The sequence below is a fragment of the Corallococcus aberystwythensis genome, from assembly GCF_003612165.1.
Taxonomy (GTDB): Bacteria; Myxococcota; Myxococcia; order Myxococcales; family Myxococcaceae; genus Corallococcus; species Corallococcus aberystwythensis.
The window spans coordinates 1-14,007 of the sequence record NZ_RAWK01000261.1 but is presented as its reverse complement, the minus strand read 5'-3'; the positions used below and the strand labels follow the sequence as shown (position 1 = coordinate 14,007).

General features: G+C 70.6%; 12 protein-coding genes. 7 read left to right on the top strand and 5 right to left on the bottom strand.

What is annotated here, in order from left to right:
• The first annotated feature begins 37 nt into the window (after window positions 1-37).
• From D7W81_RS32745 to D7W81_RS32735, 3 genes are read left to right on the top strand one after another with little or no spacing between them, the layout of a single operon-like run.
• Window positions 38-988 (top strand): AAA family ATPase, encoded by a 951-nt coding sequence (locus D7W81_RS32745; RefSeq protein WP_208721557.1) that lies wholly within the window; start codon window positions 38-40, stop codon window positions 986-988.
• Window positions 985-2,292, top strand: a complete 1,308-nt coding sequence (locus D7W81_RS32740) for a DUF58 domain-containing protein (RefSeq protein ID WP_120559334.1) — start codon at window positions 985-987, stop codon at window positions 2,290-2,292. Before D7W81_RS32745 ends, D7W81_RS32740 begins: the two co-directional genes overlap by 4 nt.
• Before the next feature lie 7 nt (window positions 2,293-2,299).
• Entirely contained in the window at window positions 2,300-2,812 is a 513-nt protein-coding gene (locus D7W81_RS32735; protein WP_120559333.1) for a GNAT family N-acetyltransferase, read from the top strand.
• Here D7W81_RS32735 and D7W81_RS32730 read toward each other — a convergent pair.
• The 3 genes from D7W81_RS32730 to D7W81_RS32720 all read right to left on the bottom strand — a co-directional run bounded on the left by D7W81_RS32730 (window position 2,809) and on the right by D7W81_RS32720 (window position 5,933).
• The gene (locus D7W81_RS32730; protein WP_120559332.1) at window positions 2,809-3,252 is read right to left on the bottom strand and encodes an inorganic diphosphatase; all 444 of its coding nucleotides are present in this window, start codon (window positions 3,250-3,252) and stop codon (window positions 2,809-2,811) included. The genes D7W81_RS32735 and D7W81_RS32730 overlap by 4 nt on opposite strands.
• Window positions 3,249-4,262, bottom strand: coding sequence for a stage II sporulation protein M (locus tag D7W81_RS32725; RefSeq protein ID WP_120559331.1), 1,014 nt, complete (start codon window positions 4,260-4,262; stop codon window positions 3,249-3,251). The genes D7W81_RS32730 and D7W81_RS32725 overlap by 4 nt, the downstream gene beginning before the upstream one ends.
• 102 nt (window positions 4,263-4,364) lie before the next feature.
• Window positions 4,365-5,933, bottom strand: coding sequence for a bifunctional metallophosphatase/5'-nucleotidase (locus D7W81_RS32720; protein ID WP_120559330.1), 1,569 nt, complete (start codon window positions 5,931-5,933; stop codon window positions 4,365-4,367).
• A gap of 51 nt (window positions 5,934-5,984) precedes the next feature.
• Between D7W81_RS32720 and D7W81_RS32715 the strand changes: the two genes are divergently transcribed.
• Complete coding sequence (locus tag D7W81_RS32715; RefSeq protein ID WP_120559329.1) at window positions 5,985-7,493, top strand: hypothetical protein; 1,509 nt, start codon at window positions 5,985-5,987, stop codon at window positions 7,491-7,493.
• A gap of 1 nt (window position 7,494) precedes the next feature.
• Here D7W81_RS32715 and D7W81_RS32710 read toward each other — a convergent pair whose 3' ends face one another.
• The gene (locus tag D7W81_RS32710; protein WP_120559328.1) at window positions 7,495-10,599 is read right to left on the bottom strand and encodes a cyclic nucleotide-binding domain-containing protein; all 3,105 of its coding nucleotides are present in this window, start codon (window positions 10,597-10,599) and stop codon (window positions 7,495-7,497) included.
• Between the two features lie 141 nt (window positions 10,600-10,740).
• Between D7W81_RS32710 and D7W81_RS32705 the strand changes: the two genes are divergently transcribed.
• Window positions 10,741-11,589 carry an RDD family protein gene (locus D7W81_RS32705; protein WP_120559327.1) on the top strand — a complete coding sequence of 283 codons (849 nt, stop codon included), beginning with the start codon at window positions 10,741-10,743 and terminating at the stop codon, window positions 11,587-11,589.
• Here D7W81_RS32705 and D7W81_RS32700 read toward each other — a convergent pair.
• Entirely contained in the window at window positions 11,531-12,049 is a 519-nt protein-coding gene (locus D7W81_RS32700) for an outer membrane beta-barrel protein (protein WP_120559326.1), read from the bottom strand. The genes D7W81_RS32705 and D7W81_RS32700 overlap by 59 nt on opposite strands.
• Before the next feature lie 103 nt (window positions 12,050-12,152).
• Between D7W81_RS32700 and D7W81_RS32695 the strand changes: the two genes are divergently transcribed.
• Both D7W81_RS32695 and D7W81_RS32690 read left to right on the top strand, forming a co-directional pair.
• Window positions 12,153-13,214 (top strand): tetratricopeptide repeat protein, encoded by a 1,062-nt coding sequence (locus tag D7W81_RS32695; RefSeq protein WP_208721555.1) that lies wholly within the window; start codon window positions 12,153-12,155, stop codon window positions 13,212-13,214.
• 27 nt (window positions 13,215-13,241) lie between these two features.
• Window positions 13,242-14,007, top strand: a 766-nt coding sequence (locus tag D7W81_RS32690; protein WP_147445703.1) for an FHA domain-containing protein, incomplete at its 3' end; no start/stop codon positions are given.

Below are 14,007 nucleotides of genomic sequence, written 5' to 3'. Positions count from 1 at the left end.
CTTCTCCCCTCCTCCCTTCCCGCACAGCGGCAACGCCGTGCGGTCCGCGAACGCCATCCGCGAGGGCGTCCTCACGGAGGTGCGCAAGGCCGTGGTCGGGCAGGACGAGCCGCTGGAGCTGATGCTCTGCGGGCTCGTGGCCGGCGGACACATCCTCCTGGAGGGCGTGCCCGGCGTGGCCAAGACGCTGATGGCCAAGGCGCTGTCGCGCAGCGTGGGCGCGGACTTCAAGCGCATCCAGTTCACGCCGGACCTGATGCCCGCGGACATCCTGGGCACCAGCGTCTTCGACCTGAAGTCGCAGGCCTTCGTGCTCGCGCGCGGCCCCATCTTCACGGACCTGCTGCTGGCGGATGAAATCAACCGCGCCCCGGCGAAGACGCAGTCCGCGCTGCTGGAGGCAATGCAGGAGCGCGCCGTGTCGCTGGAGGGCCGCAACCTCCAGCTGTCGCCCATGTTCACGGTGTTCGCCACGCAGAACCCCGTGGAGTCGGAGGGCACGTATCCGCTGCCCGAGGCGCAGCTCGACCGCTTCCTCCTGAAGATCGACGTGGGCTACCCCGCGCCCGAAGAGGAGGACGCCATCCTCGAGTCCGTGCACCGGGGCTTCGACGCGGGAGACCTGGCGCGCGCGGGCGTGAACGCGGCGGTGACGAAGGACGACCTGCTCCAGGCGCGCGCGGCGCTCAGCCAGATCAACGTCGAGCAACCGGTACTGGGTTACATCCGCAAGCTGGTGGCGGCGACGCGAAGCTCGCCCAACATCCGTCTGGGTGCGGGACCGCGCGCGGGCGTGCACCTGCTGCTCGCGTCGAAGGCGCTGGCGGTGCTGCGGGGCCGCGACTTCGTCACCCCGGACGACGTGCGCTTCCTGGTGGGCCCGGTGCTGCGCCACCGGCTGCTCCTGTCGCCGGACGCGGAGCTGGACGGGGCCACGCCCGCGGACGTGCTGCGCGAGGTGGTCCAGGGCGTCGAGGTCCCCCGGTGATTCCCTCCGAGCGCCTGTGGGGGCTGCTCGCCCTGCTCGCGCTGCCCATGGCGTTGGCGGGCTTCTTCCCGGGCCTGGGCGGCGCGGTGCTGGCGCTGGACGCGCTGGCGGTGGCGCTGGCCGCGTTCGACTTCCTCCAGGCCCGCCGCGTGCGGCTGGAGGTGGAGCGCACGCTGCCGGAGCGCCTCAACGTGGGCGTGGCGAATCGCGTCGAGCTGCGGCTGGTGCACCGGGGCGGGGGCACGGTGGAGGTGCGCGTGAAGGACGACGCGCCCGCGTCCTTCACCACCGAGCCCTTGGAGGCCACGCTGCGCCTCACGCCGGACAGCCAGACGCAGTGGGTGTACCGGGCCACGCCCGCGAAGCGCGGCAAGTTCAGCTTCGGTGACGTGCACGTGCGCGTGCGCGGGCCGCTGGGGCTCGTCTCGCACGAGCGCGTGTTCCCCGCGCAGCGCTCGGTGTCGGTGTACCCGGACCTGCGAGGCGCCCGGAGGCTGCTCTTGTCCGGCGCGGCGCTCGACCTGGTGAACCTGGGCCTGAGGCAGCTGCGGCGCGACGGCCAGGGCAGCGAGTTCGCCCGCCTGCGCGACTACGCCCAGGGCGACAGCGTGCGCGACGTGGACTGGAAGGCCACCGCGCGCCGGGGCCGGCCGGTGACGCGGGTGCTGGAGTCGGAGCGCTCACAGGCGCTGCTCATCTGCGTGGACGCGGGGCGCTCCATGGCGGCGCAGGTGGACGGCCTCACCAAGCTGGACCACGCGGTGAACGCGGCGCTGTTCCTCGCGTTCGTGGCCATCCGCAACGGGGACCGCGTGGGACTGGCGCTCTTCGCGGACGGCGTGAAGGCCTATCTGCCGCCCGCGGCGGGCCGGGGTCAGTACCGCAAGCTGGTGGACACGCTCTACTCCGCGACGCCCAGCCTCACGTACGTGGACTACCTGGCGCTCTTCAAGGAGCTGAACGTGCGCCTCAACCGGCGCAGCCTCCTGTGCGTCTTCACGGACTTCCTCGACGAGGAGCAGGCCGGCACGCTGGTGGCCCCGCTGCACCGGCTGGCGCGCCGCCACGTCCCGCTGTGCCTGTCCGTGAAGGACACCGCGCTCCAGAAGCTGCTGCGCACGCCGCCGTCAGGCCCGGAGGAAGCCTTCCAGCACGCGGTGGCGTCGGAGCTGCTCACGGACCGCGAGGTGCTCAAGGCCCGCGTGAGCAAGGGCGGAGTGCAGATGCTGGACGTGGCGCCGGACGAACTGAGCCTCGCGGCGGTGAACCGCTACCTCGACATCAAGGCGCGCGGCGTCCTGTAGGAGCCCCATGATCCGGACGGCGGACTTCACGGCGGAATCCATCGACGACAGCGAGACACACGTCCTGCAACCGCTCCTGGAGCGCTGCGAGGACTATCACCAGCTCGCCTACGGCCGCCCCGCCCTTCCGGATCAGGCCCGGAACATCCCCAACGAACGGCCACCGGGGCTCGCTCCTGGACAGGGGCACCTGTTCGCGCTTCGCGACGCACAGGGTGGCCTCGCGGGGATGCTGGAAGCGCTGCGCGACTACCCGGCGCAGGGAGAGTGGTACATCGGCCTGCTGCTCCTCGCGCCGGAGGCCCGGGGCCAGGGCCGGGGTGAGGCCGTGCTGAGCGCCTACGAAGCCCACGTGCGCGCGAATGGCGGACGGATGCTGCGGGTGGCGGTGGTGGAGCACAACGCAGGCGGACGCCGCTTCTGGACGCGCGTGGGCTTCCAGCCGGAGCAGTGGGTGGGCCCCATCGAGCAGGGCCTTCTGAAGAACCGGATCCTGAAGATGACCAAGGCCCTCGGCTAGGCCTCGGGCCCCTCGCGCAGCCAGCCCACGAAGCGCGTGTCCGGCACGTCACCGCGCACTCGGTGCAGGCCGCGCTTGAACAGGGCGTAGACGCGGAAGAAGCGCTCCAGCCCCGCGCGCTCGGCGGGCGTCATCGGGTGCGTGCCGCACACCACCTTCGGGTCGCCCTTCCCCGCGTCGATGAAGCCCAGCACGGCCACCACCGGCACGCGCACGCGCTGCCCCTGCGAGAGGCGCGGGCCCAGCACCACCGCGTCCAGCGGATCCCCGTCATCCGACAGCAGGCCCGGAATGGAGCCGTAGTTGTACGGGCACGGCAGCGGCGACACGAAGTCCACGGAGCCGTCCGCGCGCCGCTTCACCATCGAGAAGCGCGGGCACTCAATCAGCACCTCCGGCTCACGCGGGAGCGAAGGCACGGCCAGGTCCGGCCCGTTCATCCCGCCAGCTCCGCCGCCGCACGCGCGTCACTCCGCCGCCCGCGCATCCAGTCCGACAGCAGGTACGCGTAGACGCCCGCCCCCACGGTGAGCGCGAAGGTGACCTTGAAGGCCACCGACAGCTTCGGCGGGTGGATCTGCGACACAGTGCCCTCGATGAAGCCCGCGAGCACGAACAGCACCAGCGTGCCGAACAAGAGCTTCACCGCCGTCACCGCTTCCTTGCGCAGCGCCTGCCCGCGCGACAAGCCCCCCGGCGCCACCATGCCCCGCGCGATGACGAGCCCCGCCGCGCCCGCGATGCAGATGGCGGAGATCTCCGGGATGCCGTGCGGGAGGATCCACGCCCAGAACCACCCGGCCATCCCCTTCGCCGCGTACACCTGCGCGAGCGCACCCAGGAACAGGCCGTTGGTGAACAGCATCACCGCCGTGCCCAGCCCCAGCGTGATGCCCAGCGCGAACGCCAGGAAGGCCACCTGGATGTTGTGCGTGAAGAGGAACGTCGTGAACTGGGCCTGCTCCTCCACGGTCATGCCCTTGCCCGCGGCCTCGTCGGCGGCGCGCTTCACCGGGTCCATGCTCACGTGCTGCTCGGGCACCAGGTAGTGCGCCGCGTCCGGATCCACCACCATGCCCACGTAGCCGAAGCCCGCGCCCGCCAGGAACAGCAGCACCGACGCCACGTACATGCGCCACTCGTGGTGCATCAGCGCCGGGAAGCCCCGCGCGACGAAGGCCCACACATCCGCGAGCCGCGGCCGGCGTCCGGGGTACGTCAGCGCGTACGCGCGGCCCACCAGGTCGTTGAGGTACGCGCTCACGTCCGCGGAACCGCTGCGCGCGCGCACCCACAAGAGGTCGCTGGAGACGGCGCGGTACAGCTTCCCCAGCGAGCGGGCCTCGTCCAGGCTCAGCCTGCGCAGCCCCTCGCCCTCGGACTTGTCCAGCAGTGACTCCAGCTGCTGCCAGCGCGGACGCCGCGTCTCGATGAACTCCGCCATCTCCATGGGCCCACTCTAGCCGAGCCCCGGAAACGGCGAGGCGCCGGCCGCCCTCCCTCGTTTCGAGGAAGGACTCCGGCGCCCCGGTGCTTCAGGAACGCGAGCGGCCTACTTGATGAGCTTCTCGAGCGGCTTCGCCGCGGTGGAGGCCTGGGCCTCGGTCCACTCGACGACGGGCGTCTGCCACGCCATGCCCGTCTCCGCCGGGTCGGCGTCCAGCTTCTCGAAGTCGAAGCCGTCACCGCCGAAGTACAGGTACTCCACCGTGGCCACGGTGTACTCCTTCTTCGGATCCAGCGCCTTGCCCTGCGCGTCCTTGAACTTGCCCTTGCCCGCCGGAGTGAAGCCGGCCACGAGCGCGTCCGGGTTCGCCAGCTGCTTGGCCAGGTCCTCGCCCTTGAGCTTCATCGTGAGCAGGGAGTTCTCGAACGGCAGCGCCGAGTACACGCTGCCCAGCGTCACGTCACCCTGGGCCAGACCGCCGCGGATGCCGCCCTTGTTGAGGATGGCCGCGTCGGTGTTGAGCTGCGTGCGCACCGCGCCCGCCACCCACTTCGCCATCAGCGGCGAGTCCTGGGGGATGCCCGCCTTGGTGAAGCCGATCTTCCGGCCCAGCGCCTGGTCCACCTTCGTCTGCCACTCCGCGATGCGCTTCGCCGTCTCCGCGTCCGGCGTGCCGCCCGCGACCTGGACGACCTTCGTGTCCACGCCGGTCATCTTCTGGCCCGCGGGCTTCGCCGGGTCGAACTTGAACTGCGCGCGCAGGTACGACTCGAAGCCGCGGCCCAGCGACGCGTAGGTGGTGTCACCTTCCGTCTTCACGCCGGGAGCGTCCGTGCCGCAGCGGCCACCGGCCACCAGCGACACCTTCCAGTCCGCGTGCTTCGCCAGCACCGGCTGCAGATCCGTGGGGCACTGGTCCGCCACCACGACGACGACGTCCGCGCCCGCCTTGCGCGCCTCGGGGATCGCCGTGTTGAGCGCGTCCTCGGTGGGCGTGACCTCCAGGCCTTCCGCGCGGCCGGACATCGCCGTGCGCACCGTCTTCTGCGAGGTGAGGCCCACCACCGCAATCTTCAGGCCCTGGCGTTCGTAGACCTGGAACGCGGGCATGGACAGGTCCTTGGCGAGCGACGCATCCGTCACCTTCAGGTTCGCCGCCAGGAACGGGAAGCCCCCGGCCGCGCGGTTCTTCAGGAAGGAATCCTTGGCGTACGACAGCTCGTGGTTGCCCAGCGCGGAGGCCGCATACCCCATGTGCCCCATCACTTCGGCCGTCGGCGCCCCCAGGAAGAAGGAGGAGATGGCCGGGCCCGTCCACAGGTCGCCCGTCGCCAGGGCGAGCGTGCCGGCACCCGGACAGGTCGCCTGGCCGTCCTTCAGCGGACCGGGACAGTGCTTTTCATCGGTGACCCAGCGGCCCATCAGCTCCGCGGCGCCGCCCTTGCCTTCGACGGGCAGGAGCTGGCCTCGGGCGCTGCCGGTGACGAGCACCGTCACCGCTGGGGGAGCCGTGGGCTTCGCGGGCGCCGCCGCCGGAGGCGTGGCTGGAGCCGGCGGGGGCGTCTTCTCACAACCCGCGAGGGCTCCCAGGGCGAGGACCAGCGCGCCGGACGACAGCCGCAGCTGGCGGGTAGGACGACGGAAGGGACGCAGCAAGAGAGGGTTCGGGTTCACGGCCCGGCCTTTAGCACATCCCCGCCGTGGTAGCGTGACCCAATGACGGGCATGAAAGGCAAGGATTTCAAGCCTTTACAGAAGGAGAAGGACAGCGGGACTTCGGGTGGACCCGGAGGCTCGCCAGGGCGGAATTTCGCATCCGAACTGTGGGACGAGGTCCGGGGCGGCGCCGAGCACTTCCAGTCCACGAGGGGCCAGCTGCCCAGAGGCCGCATCCGCCAGTTCTTCTACGGCGTGGCCCTGCCCTTCCACATCGCCCGCGTCACGCTCGCGAACCCCACGGTCCGCGCGACCTACCTGAAGGTGACCGCGCTCCAGACGGCGTTCCTGCTGGCCATCGCCGCGGCCTGGGCGTTCAACCAGTTCGATGGCGAAAAGCGGGAGAAGCAGCGGACAGCCATCTCCGAGGCCGCGCGCGAGAGGGCCGAGGCTCGCATCGAGCAGCGGACGCAGGAGCTGGAGGCCGCGTTGAAGGCCCGGAAGGGCCAGGGACCGTCGCAGGGGGATTCCGCCGCCGTGACGAAAGCGGTCACCGCGCTCATCAACGAGGCCATCAACTCCGGCAAGAACGGCGACCTTCCGCCGGAAGAAGCCGCGGAAGCCGCCGAGACCGCGGCGGATGAGGCCACGGCCGCAGCCAGGGAGGCGGAGGAGGAACGCGAAGAGGCCGCGCAAGAAACGCCAGAGCGCGCCACCCCGGAGGCAGACGCGGAAGACTCCCTGGGCGACCAGATCTCCGCCGTCATCCGGGCGCAGGTGGCGGAGGCGCTTCAGGACGTCCCGGAAGCGAACGCGAAGGGCTCGCGCGTCCAGAAGGAGCTTCAGAAGAAGGGGCTCAACATCGACGCGCCGGAAGTGCGCAACGGCGTCTTCTTCCTGGGCAGCTGGGAGTTCTGGGCGCTCTTCTTCGGCTCGCTGAGCGTGGTGCAGTGGATCGTCGTCGCCCTGTCGCGCGACTACCACACGGTCATCTCGCGCGAGGCCAGCCTCGCCACCGGCGTGCCGCCCGAGGACCCCGAAATCACGCCGCGCGTGCGCCTCAACGTCCCCTGGATGCGCTCCAAGCTCAAGCGCCGCTGGAGGGCCTTCCTGCTGTTCATGATGGGGGTTCCCGCCCTCGTGCTGCTCTGCATTCCCCTGTGCTGGTTCCCGAAGTCGTTCACCCTCCTCAGCAGCCTCTGGGGCTTCTGGTGGCTCATCGTCTTCGCCGCCGCCAAGAGCGACCGCGCCTGGGTGGCCCCCGTCACGCGTCCGCCCTGGTTCGTGCGCGTCTGGAGCACGCTGCCCGCGCTGCACGTCGGGCCCCTGCGCAACTACGTGGCGCGCATGGCCCGCCGGGCGGAAGGCATCGCCGGGCCCATCGCCACCGTGGAGCGTCAGCCGTGGGTCTTCGCGGGGCTCGCGCTCACGCGCTTCGTGGGCACCATCCCGCCGTTCCGCTGCTTCACGCGGCCGTTCATCCCGGTGGCCTCGGCGCACCTCATCGGCCTGGACCCGGAGCAGCCGCCCGCGCTCAAGAGCGGCGGGTCGCCACCGCCGCACGACGCGGGGGACTGACTCACACGTCGGAGGGGGCGTTGCCCTCGGGGGGCAGTCCGCCAATGCCCTCCAGCGGAGCCGCGGGCTGCTGGGGGGCGCCCAGCTCCAGGCGCTGGCCCTCCTCGCGGCGGGCGGGCAGGTCGATGACGCTCTGCAGCTGCTGGCTCACGGAGCGGAAGAAGCCCGTGAGCAGCTCCGGCCGGTCCGCCAGCAGGTCCAGGAAGTCGCGCCGGTCGATGACGAGCACGCGCGAGTCCACCGCGGCCACCATGTCCGTGGGGCGGGGCGCGCCGTCGAGCAGGCTCACCTCGCCAATGGCCTCCTTCGCCTGGAAGCGCAGCACGTGCTCGCCGTTGCGGAACGCGTCCACCGCGCCCTCGACGATGACGTAGAGCGCGTCGCCCGGGTCGCCCTGGCTGTAGAGCCGCTGGCCGGTCTTGTACGACGCCTCGCGAGCCACCTCCGCGATGGCCGCGATGTCGTCCACGTCGCTCTGCGAAAAGACGCTCACGCCCTCCAGGGCGAACATCCGTTGGACGATGGTATCGCTCATGTCACCCTCCTGCGGGAGCACGTCCAGGCCGTTCACCCGCGCCACGTGACGGGCGCAGGCGCGCAGCACCAGGTCTTCACTCTGCACGAGCCCCGCCAGCCGCCGCCACAGACGGCCCGGCGCTCCAGGCGGCAACTCGCGGTGGTGGGCCTCCACCTGCTCCATCACCAGCTCGCGCTCCTCCTGCGCCACCAGGTTCTCCAGCAGCTCCAACGCATAGGCGCGCCGGCGCGAGTCGTTGCCGACCAGGTGCTGGTGGATGCGGCGCATGGCCTGCGGCGGGTGCAGGAGGCCCAGGAGGAAGAAGGACAGCTCCAGCGCCTGATCCAACCGGTCCCCCACCGCGCGGGTGAGCAGCGACTGGGGGCCCAGCGCCGCCTGCACGTCGCGGAAGGCGCCCACCAGCTGGCGGTACGTGTCGCGGCGGCGGCCCAGCGCCTCGTGGATGCGGTCCACGTCCACCGGGTGGTCCGGCTGCTCCTCGCGCAGGCGCGACAGCTGCGCGCCGATGCGGAAGTGCAGGGCCGCGTCGTCGCGAACGTTGGAGAACAGCAGCGCGTTGAGCGCCGCCGACGAACCGATGCCGCGCAGCACGCGGGGCAGCTGCATGCGCATGGCCAGCGGCGCGGCCTTGTTGTTGAGCTGCAGCTCCAAGAGCGGCGTCACCGCGTCGCCCAGCTGCACCAGCGACTCACGCGCGGCGGGACGCTCCTCGCGCCAGGTGAGGAACGGCAGGAGGCGCGGCGCCAGCTCCACGTAGCCGCCCTCCCCCACCGCCACCAGCGCCACGCGCCGCACGGAGATGTCCATGTCCTCCAGGTAGAGCGACAGCTGCCCCGCGAACCGGGGGTCCTTCAGCCGGCCCAAGAGCCGCGCCACCTCGCGCCGCTCGGCCACCGGGGCGTGGTCCCCCTTGGACAGCAGCTCGCGCAGGGACTCCAGCGCCGCGGAGTTTCCCTGCGTGCGCATCAGCGCGCCAATGGCCGCGCAGCGAAGGCCCACGTCGGAGCTGGTGAGCAGCGGCGGCAAGAGCCGCTCCGCGCGCTCCGGGGACAGCCGCGCCAGGGCCCACACGGCCTGGTCGCGGGGACGCCGGGGCCCCTCCTCCACCAGCCGCTCCAGCATGGGCGCCAGCTCCCGCGCATCCATGGACAGGGCGAGCGTCACGCCGCGCTCCTGCACGCGCTCGTGGGGGTGGGAGAGCAGCGAGGCCAGGTGCTGCCGCAGGGGCGCGGCCTCCGCCTGCTCCAGCATGTCCACCGCGCGCAGCACGCGCTCCGGCGTGGGCGCGCCCAGTGCCTCCACCAGCAGCTTCTGCTCCTCACCGCCCAGCTCGACTTCTTCCTCTTCGTGCGCCCCCACCTGTTCGCCCAGCGCCGTGAGGTACGCGGGCTTGAGGCGCACGAGCAGCAGGCCCAGCGCGGCGCACAGCGCCACCACCGCGACCGCCATGGTGATGCCGTTGGCGCCCCGGCCCGCGCCGATGAGCAGCAGGCCCGCCAGCACCACGCCGCCCTTGCGCAGGAGTCCATCCACCGCGCTGCGCAGCCCTTCGCGCTGTTCGTCCGGCACCGCCGCGTAGAGCAACTGGATGCCCACCGGCAGGATGGAGTAGCTCACCGCCGTCTCCACCAGCCGCAGCAGGTGCACCGGCCACAGCTGCCCCGTGGCCAGCGTGGCGCCGGCCAGCGGCGCGAGCACCAGCGGCACCAGCGCCAGGTACATGAGCAGGCCCATGCGCTTGAGCAGCCGCTGCGCCACGAGCAGTTGGAAGGCCACGCAGAACAGGCCGATCCACAGCTGGAGCGAACCGAAGAGCGCCGCCAGCCCGTCCTCGCTCAGCGTGCCCTCCACGCGCAGGCGGAAGAGGTAGTCCACGAAGGACGACAGCACCGCGAACGCGATGCCCAGCGCCGCCAGCACCTGCGCGTATGGGCTCTCCCCCAGGTAGCTCCACGCCGGGAACCACGCCTGCAGCGAGCGCGTGCGCGGGGGCGGCGCCGGCTCCGCCTTGTGCAGGTGGTGGTAGATGGCGCCCGCGGCCAGCAGGCTCACCGCGCCGCTCACCACCACCACGGGCGTGCCCAGCCGCACCGCCAGCGCCTGCACCAACAGGCCGCCCGCGATGCCGCCACCCATGCCAAAGCCGTTGAGAACCGTGAACGCCCGCCGCGCCTCGCGCGCGTCGAACTCGGACGCCATGCGGCCCCAGAAGCGGAACGACACGAACGTGCTGAAGCAGTCCGCGAACAGGTACAGCGCCAGCGCCGGCATGCGCTGCCCCGCGGACAGCGCCGCCGCCAGCCCCAGCGCCAGCACGCCACCCACCCCGGTGAGGATGCCCGGTGACTCCGTGGGCCCGTCCGGACGGCCGCGCGGAAGCAGCGTCAGCGACGCCGTCATCAACGCACCCAGGAGGTAGAGGTACGGCAGCGCCTGGGACTCGAAGCGCGACAACACCAGCGCGTTCGCGGCCGTCTTGAGCTGCGTCACCCCCGCGATGAGCGCGAACTGGAACGCACCCGCCGGCAGGACGCGGCGGTTCCAGGATGAGGTTGCGGAAGAGGCCACGGGCGCGGGTCTGCGGACAGGATAACGTGGGAGCCCGCTATTCACGAATAGCACTCTTCCAGTCCACCCCGCATCTGCCCTCCCGCCCGGGATGCCCGCTCGCCTGCTTCACGGGGTCCGCCTGGCGTACACTCCGGTGCCGTGACGCCCACCCCTGACACCCTGCTCGACGGCACCCACACGGTGCTGACCCCGGAGTACGTGGAGTTCCGCTTCACGCTGGCGGGCGTGTACTCGCGCTTCCTCGCGTGGCTCCTGGACGCGCTCATCGTCGGCTTCGTCACCACGGTGGTGCTGCTGGTGTTCCAGGTGGCCATGGCCGCCTTCCCCGGGTTCGCCAGCGCGCTGGGCATCGTCGTCTACTTCCTGGTGGACTGGGGCTACGGCATCACGCTGGAGACCGCGTGGGCGGGCCAGACGGTGGGCAAGCGCGCGATGTCCCTCCGGGTCATCCAGGAGAGCGGCGTGCGCATCGGCTTCTACCACGCGGCCCTCCGCAACCTGGCGCGGGTGGTGGACCGGCTGCCCCTGCTCTACCTCGTGGGCGGCTCGGTGGCGCTCGTGTCGCGTTCTCACCAGCGGCTGGGGGACCTGCTCGCCGGCACCATCGTCGTGCGCGAGCGGCGCCTGAAGGTACCCTCCGCCCTGGAGACGCGCGGTGAAGAGGGGCTGCTGGCGGATCCGCTGTTCGTCTCTCGCGTGAAGCGGCTGTCCACCGAGGAGCGGGAGCTGGTGCTGTCCGCCGCCCTGCGCCGCGAGGAGCTGCGGCTGGAGGCCCGGCTCACGCTGTTCTCCGCGCTGGGCTCCCGGCTCCAGGACTCGCTCGCCATGGAGAAGCCCGCCCACCTCTCCGACGAGAAGTGGACCCTGCTGGTCGCCGCCACCCTGCTGCCCGCCCCGGGGTCCCGCCCGGGGCGTCCGGCATCCGGACCTAGAAGTACGTCGCCAGGCCCACGGAGCCCGTCAGCGACGTCTGCGTATCCTCGTTGAGCGCGATGTAGAAGTTGTACTGCGCGCGCACGCCCAGGCTCACCGAGTCACTGAGGAAGAAGTCCACGCCCGCGTTGGGCCCGATGCCCACGAAGTTGCTGATGCTGTCCTTGAAGACGATGAGGTAGCTCACGTCCGTGCCGATGTACGGGCGGATGGTCTCCTCCAGCAGCAGGTAGCGGATGCCCAGCGACGGCGCCAGGCCCACCACGCGCTTCTCCGGCGTGGAGAAGGTGTCCGTGGGGAACATCAGCTTCGACAGCGAGACGACCTCGAAGCCGTTCTCGATGTAGAGGCTGCCCTCCAGGCCGATGAACGGCGTGCCCGCGAGGCCCGCGGTGCGCTTGAAGTCCATGTAGCCCAGGGACAGCCCCAGGCTGCGGTTGGAGAACTGGGCGTGAGCAGGAGCCGCGCCCAGCAGGGCAGCGAGCAAGCCGAAAGCACAAAGGTAGGTACGCATGGCGGCGCACTCTACAGCTGCCGTAACCCCTGGAAAACAGCGCTGATTCACCGGCAGGCTGGCGTTGCCTCATGGGGTGGCGCTCTCCTACACTCGCGCGGCCATGCGTCTTCGCCGCCTCGTCCTCGCCCTGACCGCCGCCGCCACCCTCTCCACCACCGCCTGTCTCAGCACGCCGCCCCCGCACGAACGGGCGCTCATCAACAATGAGCTCTGCGCGCAGGAGATGGCCAACGGAGACCTGCAGAAGGCGGAGACCTACTGCAACCTGGGCCTGGAGTTCTCCCCCCAGTACGCGGACCTGTGGGCCAACAAGGGCCTCATCGCCATGTACTCGGGCAACAAGGGCAAGGCGAAGGAGTTCTTCATCAAGGCCCTGCGCTTCAACCAGGAGCACCTGCAGGCCTATCAGAACCTGGGCGTCCTCTACCTGGACGAAGGCGCCTACGGAAAGGCCCACGACAACTTCAAGCGCGCCCTGCAGGTGAACCCGGACAACCTGGAGTCGCGCTACGACCTGGGCCTCACCTACATGAAGATGGGCAAGACGAAGGAGGCCCGGAAGGAGTTCGACACGCTGCTCGCGGTCAACCCCAACGTGGCCAACGCCCACCACAACCTCGGCATCATGGCCTACGAGGACAAGGACCTGGAGACGGCCTTCGAGCACATCTCCCAGGCCGCCCAGCTCACCCCGGACTCCTCGGAGGTGTGGCACGACCTGGGCACGGTGCTGATGGAGCAGAGCCGCTTCGCTGAGGCCCGTGAGGCCTTTGGCAACTGTGCCCGCCTGGATGAGAAGAACTCCAGCTGTCTCAACAACCTCGCCGTCGCCCAGCGCAAGGTGGCCCTCACCGACTCCGCCCTCAAGGAGCTGAAGGACACCCAGACGGCGGAGAACAGCGCCCCGGCCATGTACCTGCTCGCGCGCCAGTACCGGGAGAAGGGCCTGCTCGCGGAGGAGGAGAGCGCCTACCGCAAGTGCGTGAAGCTGGACGCCAAGTTCGCGCCCTGCCACTTCGGCCTCTTCCAGCTCTTCAACGAGGCCCACAAGCAGACCCACGCGCAGACGGCGTGCAAGAACTTCATGAAGTTTGGAACCTCCGAGGAATTCCCCACCGAGTACACGACGTGTGAGAGATTCCTGGCCAACGACTCGTTCTAGCCGTCCCTTCGGGTAGCGACACACGCGATGAGCGTCCGTCTGACCGTCACACAGCGCAGCGAGGCCGGAGGCGCCTCGGGCAAAGAGGTCGTCCTCGACGACTCCGTCATCACCCTGGGGCGCGACAAGACCTGCCAGGTGGTGCTTCCGCAGCAGGCGGTGTCGCGCAACCACGCGCGCATCATCCAGGAGGGCACCCTCTACTTCCTGGAGGACCTGGGCAGCGCCTACGGCACGAAGATCAACGGCAAGGCGCTCCCCAAGGGGGAGAAGGAACTGCTGCGCAACGGCGACGTCATCGCCATCGCGCAGTACGACGTCCGCTTCGACAAGGTCGTGGAGATCGCCCCGGACGTCAGCGACAAGACGTCCTTCCTCGCGCGCGGCGCCTTGAAGGACGCCATGCGCGGCCTCGCCGGCGGCGAGGAGCGCTTCCTGCGCTACATGAACGGCCCGCGCGAGGGCCAGCGCATTGAAATCTCCGAGGCCCAGGAGCACGTCTTCGGCCGCGACGAGAAGGAAGCCGACGTCATCCTCAAGGACGACCTCGTCTCCCGCAAGCACGCCAAGGTGCGCCGCGACTGGTCCGGCACGCACGTGGAGGACCTGGGCAGCCGCAACGGCATCAAGGTCAACAAGAAGCGGGTGAACCGCAAGGCGCTCAAGGACGGCGACGAGCTGGAGATTGGCGCCACCCGCTTCGTCTACGTGGACCCCGCCGAGCCGCCCGACGAGCCCGCGTTGAACCTCTCCTCGGAGAGCTCCGCCGTCGTCCCGGCCCTGTCTCTTATAC

Bases quoted from the DNA above. Each gene is read 5' to 3' on its own strand.
- D7W81_RS32735 (WP_120559333.1), top strand. From the start codon at position 2,300: ATGATCCGGACGGCGGACTTCACGGCGGAATCCATCGACGACAGCGAG.
- D7W81_RS32730 (WP_120559332.1), bottom strand. From the start codon at position 3,252: ATGAACGGGCCGGACCTGGCCGTGCCTTCGCTCCCGCGTGAGCCGGAG.
- D7W81_RS32725 (WP_120559331.1), bottom strand. From the start codon at position 4,262: ATGGAGATGGCGGAGTTCATCGAGACGCGGCGTCCGCGCTGGCAGCAG.
- D7W81_RS32715 (WP_120559329.1), top strand. From the start codon at position 5,985: ATGAAAGGCAAGGATTTCAAGCCTTTACAGAAGGAGAAGGACAGCGGG.
- D7W81_RS32700 (WP_120559326.1), bottom strand. From the start codon at position 12,049: ATGCGTACCTACCTTTGTGCTTTCGGCTTGCTCGCTGCCCTGCTGGGC.
- D7W81_RS32695 (WP_208721555.1), top strand. From the start codon at position 12,153: ATGCGTCTTCGCCGCCTCGTCCTCGCCCTGACCGCCGCCGCCACCCTC.